The 4,402-nt window shown below is 41.8% G+C and carries 4 protein-coding genes; 2 read left to right on the top strand and 2 right to left on the bottom strand.

Features of this window, described 5'->3' with window-relative positions:
• Positions 1 to 75: 75 nt before the first annotated feature.
• Complete coding sequence (locus DSM107010_RS36965; RefSeq protein ID WP_241994493.1) at positions 76 to 456, bottom strand: phospholipase D-like domain-containing protein; 381 nt, start codon at positions 454 to 456, stop codon at positions 76 to 78.
• Between the two features lie 472 nt (positions 457 to 928).
• Here DSM107010_RS36965 and DSM107010_RS36960 point away from each other — a divergent pair, with 472 nt between their 5' ends.
• Positions 929 to 2,176: a vWA domain-containing protein gene (locus DSM107010_RS36960; RefSeq protein ID WP_106170261.1), complete on the top strand. Its 1,248-nt coding sequence runs from the start codon at positions 929 to 931 to the stop codon at positions 2,174 to 2,176.
• 59 nt (positions 2,177 to 2,235) lie between these two features.
• Here the strand turns inward: DSM107010_RS36960 and mltA are convergent, their stop codons facing one another.
• Positions 2,236 to 3,459: a murein transglycosylase A gene (gene mltA / locus DSM107010_RS36955; protein WP_106170263.1), complete on the bottom strand. Its 1,224-nt coding sequence runs from the start codon at positions 3,457 to 3,459 to the stop codon at positions 2,236 to 2,238.
• A 302-nt stretch (positions 3,460 to 3,761) separates the two neighbouring features.
• Between mltA and DSM107010_RS36950 the strand changes: the two genes are divergently transcribed.
• Complete coding sequence (locus DSM107010_RS36950; protein WP_106170265.1) at positions 3,762 to 4,043, top strand: hypothetical protein; 282 nt, start codon at positions 3,762 to 3,764, stop codon at positions 4,041 to 4,043.
• Positions 4,044 to 4,402: the final 359 nt, after the last annotated feature.

Below are 4,402 nucleotides of genomic sequence, written 5' to 3'. Positions count from 1 at the left end.
AGTATGCCTTCATTTTTATCTGGGCAGAATACACAACATTACTATTAATCGTACCTCAGTAGACTAGGAATTGCTCTATTGACTATCAATTATTAGTCTGACTTTTACACCTGCTTTCTGTTTAGCAACGAGTGCTTTTGCAACCAGAGGAAGTCGAAATTCCATCACTGCTAAATCTATTGACGATTGAGCTTGAGATATGGCATCGATCGCTTGTTGTTCTAAATTGTCCCCTAAACGCATAAAATGCCGATAAGGATCTTGATAAGAAGCGGCTTGATTTTGATTAAAATAAACTTGAATAGCAGAGTCTTGAGGAAGCGGTTGAGTGATTCCTAAGTGTGTTTTGGGTTTGAATATTTGAAATAAAACAAGCCCAAAAACTAGTAAAAATACAAATAAAGCTATTTTGACTGTTCGTAAATGCTGGGGGCGAGTTAAGCGTTTCTGTCTCATTCCTAAAAGTCGTATTTTCTAGGCATTTTTTGAAGTTTTGAGAAATGTGTCGTCACAAGTAACTGGAAAGCCTGACTCATGATGATACGAACTTATAATTCCCAATTTCCGAGAATTGTTATCCTCATACCATTTCTCTAAAATTATCTTCTAGACGCTCTTCTGTCGCCCCCCTTTTTCAGGGGGTTGAAGGAGCGAAAAACTCAGTTACCTCCTCGCCAGATCCCCACTACCCCCCTTTGGGAAAAGGGAAAACCAAAGAAAGTTGCACGTCGTGTCTTTCACTCAAATTTGGTTTTAGAAAAGCTTCTATAGCCCCCCTTAAATAGGGGGGTTGGGGGGATCTCTCCAGTCGCAGTCAAAAAGTAAAATGATAAAAATAAACAAACTTAGGGCGATCGCCATAGTAAACTTGCAACAGGACTTGCAATATAAGTATCAAAAAATATAAGTAGTAAGTCAAAGATAGATTATGAAAATAAAAACAGTTTGCGCTTCACTACTTTTAGTATTAATCCCTTTATCGCTTGCCATCAGCGGCTGCGATGCTGAAGAGAACAATTACGCAAATAATTCTGATGTAACTTCTACTACTCAGACTACAGAAATCAAGACAAACTTAATCCAACCAGATCGATCTACCGAAGATCCGTATGCAGCAGAAGCCTATTACCAGCAGCTATTGGCGCAATATGGGGAAAATTATCAAGAGTGTTTAGAGCCTGTATCAGTTAATCTCGATGCGGTTACGAACTCAAATGCTTCTAAGGTAGATCCCACAGAAAAAATTACTAAAATGAAGCAGCAGAATAAAATATTTGTGTTAGACGCTTCTGATTCTATGCGAGTGTTTACAGGTGGCGGTACTACAAAATTCGACATTGCTAAAGCTGCGATCGCTCGTTTTGTCAGTACATTTCCTTCTACAACTCAAGTTGGAGTTAATCTATTTGGCGATCGTAGCGCCGATGCAACAACAGATCCAACTACTGTATGTGCTGCTAGCGAAACTATGTATTCCCTAATACAGTTGAGCAGCTTAATTTTAGCACCAGCCAACGAACCCACCTCAGAGGCTGAGTTTCAACCAATTTATAAACCAATAACGGCAAGTCTATCAAGATTAAACGATATTCTAAGCGATCGCGATGGTGCTAGCAATCAAAATATTATTTATTTAATTACTGATGGGACAGACAATTGTAATGGTGATGCTGTAGCAATAGCCAGAGAACTACACAATTCTCCGGCAGAAATTACGGTAAATGTAATTGGCTTAGATGAAAACGAAACCACGCAGCAGCAGTTGCAAGCCATAGCTGAAGCTGGCGGAGGTGAGTATTTTCTAGCGCGCGATGCCAATGAATTCAATACTGCTTTTGAACGGACACAAGGGAAAATCGAAGCAGAAAAATATACAACAATTCAACTAACAGAAAATCGACCTCAACCTCCTACAAGTTCTAATCCTAACATCAATCAGATTACAGCCTGTACTACAGTTAAAATGAATCGCGAGCTAGGTCAAATTATTAGTCAGGTTAATCGTTTATCTGCACTCCAAGGAACAAATCTTAAGTATAATAATCATGTCTTAGCTCGTTTGAAAGAAAGGCAAGAGCGGATTACCGCATGGCGCGATCGCCTATTAACTAATACTGGCAATCCTCAAATAGATTTAAATTTATTTCGGCAGGAATTGGCACAGGCAACGCAATAATTAGTAGTGCGTAGTGCGTGGTTTTTCTCCCTCAGCTTTCTCAGCTCCCGATCGCTCCCTCAGCTCTCTTCTCCCTGCTCGTGCGCTCCCTTTAACAACAAATAATAAAGTTGTCCGTTACTGACTGTAACTCCAGCACGCTTTGCGGCTAGATCGCCTGTTCCCATAAAGTAATCGACTCTACCCGCTCCTTTGATGGCGCTACCCGTGTCTTGATTGAGGACGTAGCGGCTAACAGTACGCTGTTCTAGCTGTCCTTGCCGATCGAAATAAGGAATTTGAGTATGAATCAGCGCTAAAGCACCAGGCGGCGTAAGTGATTTATCTGTGGCGATCGATCGCTCGGCTGTGACTGGTACTCCCAGATATCCGTGAGGTGCAGCGTTGTTTGTGGGTTGAAAAAAGACAAATGTACGATAGCGGGGTAGATATGTATTTAATTCTGCTGGGTGTTGGCGAAAGTATTGCAATACAGCAGGTAGAGTTAACCCATCGGCGGGAAGTTTGCCATCTTTAATCAGTTCTTTGCCAATACTGGTATAAGGAAACTCAGTTTTTCCGGCATAACCGACAGTCATGATACTACCATCTGTCAGGTGCAGGCGTGCCGAGCCTTGGATGTGAACTAGAAAGGCTTCTAGGCGATCGCGCAGCCAAACCAGTTCTCGTCCGTGCAGCCGACTTTTCGCTCCCAATAAACCGTTCTCGCCTTCTAATTCAGCTCTGGTAGGATGGGGTTCAGTCCACGAAGCAAAGTCGGGTGGGAGTCGATAAAGAGGATAGCGATATTCAGCCGTTTTAACGCGGCTAGCAGGATAGATTGGCTCGTAGTATGCAGTAAATAGTACCTCACTCTTACCATCTTGTGTCGGAAATTGATACAGTTCAAATTCTTGCTGAACGGCGGCTTGTAGTTGTTCTGGAGAGTGGGAGTTAATCACCAACTGGCGAAATCGCACTAAACTACGCCAGACGCGCTCGCGGGTAATCTCGCGTAGGGGATACTGTTGATAAGCTGCAATTGCTTGCGGCGATCGCAAATATCGCAAACTGTTATCGATCGCTTTGAGTAAAGCTTGGCGATCGCCTTTTTTACCTTGACCCCAAATCTGTTCGTCCCAACCCAAGCGATCGGATTTTTGTTGTATATTAGCAGGTACGAGCTGGACTGTGGCAGCACTAGCATGAATTGTAGAAGTGTGGGTAGAAGCGTTACCTGTAACGTCTGCCGACAGTGATTGAGTCAGGACTAAGGTAAATAGTGCTATTGTCTGTTTCATCATTTGAGCGATCGTCAATAAAATTTAATGTTATTCCGTAATTATTAACTCGATCTCAGACCAGTAAATAGTGCGATCGCATTTAAATTTTTCAGTTATTTCATCGTTGTAATTCTGCATGAATAACTCAAATATCAACATTGTAAAAAGGAGCCAGAATAACTCAGAACTTGTAAATCCATTAGTTGTAAATCCCATTCGTCTGATAGTAGCCCGTACAAGGAAGATAATGCTAAATTATCTAGCGATTGCTTATACTAAAACAGTTGTACTAACCCAAGCCTTAAGGCAGATAGAATGTAACTATGGCTGCATTTGATGTAGAGCATTCAATTGATACCAACATAAAACTATCATCAATATCTACTTCAGCAGGGGTAGAGATTCTCCGCGAACAAGTAGAGATTCTCCGCGAACAGATGGAGTCTTTACATCGAATGGTAGAACATCTAGGAGCAGAGTTACTTCATAAGCAGCAACAAATACAAGCTCTAGAGCAAGAATTAGAACAAACAAACAAAGAATTGTGCCGCGCACTCGCCCCGCACCAGCAAGAGATTACCCCAGCAAAAGATTACGCAAGGTGAAGCACTCGATCGGCAAGTTTCAGTCAGCGAGTCTTTAGCTGCACCATTCAATGCTACTTCCGGTCGCGCCATCCCAGCAAAGAAACCAGAGGTAGAAGAGGCGATCGCCAACACAGCTATTTTGCCAGATATGGTAGCTCAGCAAATCTTAAATGATTCAAAAGAATTAAAAGCTTATTCACAGAAACTTCGCTTTCAATTCAAGGAGCTTGGATGTCAGTTTATTGCTAATCAAGCTAGTTTCGTAAAATCTCAAGAGGAAGTAGCTTGGTTAATAGAATTGGTAGTGATATGGAAGTAGTGGTGAAGCTCAAATCCTGTCTAACTCTGCATTGTAGCCATGAATGAAGTACCAAATC

This window comes from Chroococcidiopsis cubana SAG 39.79, from assembly GCF_003991895.1.
GTDB classification, from domain to species: Bacteria; Cyanobacteriota; Cyanobacteriia; order Cyanobacteriales; family Chroococcidiopsidaceae; genus Chroococcidiopsis; species Chroococcidiopsis thermalis.
This window is presented reverse-complemented; position numbering and strand designations above follow the sequence as displayed.

What these genes read in the sequence shown, in the direction of transcription:
- DSM107010_RS36965 (WP_241994493.1), bottom strand. Translation starts at nt 456, where the DNA reads ATGAGACAGAAACGCTTAACTCGCCCCCAGCATTTACGAACAGTCAAA.
- mltA (WP_106170263.1), bottom strand. Translation starts at nt 3,459, where the DNA reads ATGATGAAACAGACAATAGCACTATTTACCTTAGTCCTGACTCAATCA.
- DSM107010_RS36950 (WP_106170265.1), top strand. Translation starts at nt 3,762, where the DNA reads ATGGCTGCATTTGATGTAGAGCATTCAATTGATACCAACATAAAACTA.
- DSM107010_RS36960 (WP_106170261.1), top strand. Translation starts at nt 929, where the DNA reads ATGAAAATAAAAACAGTTTGCGCTTCACTACTTTTAGTATTAATCCCT.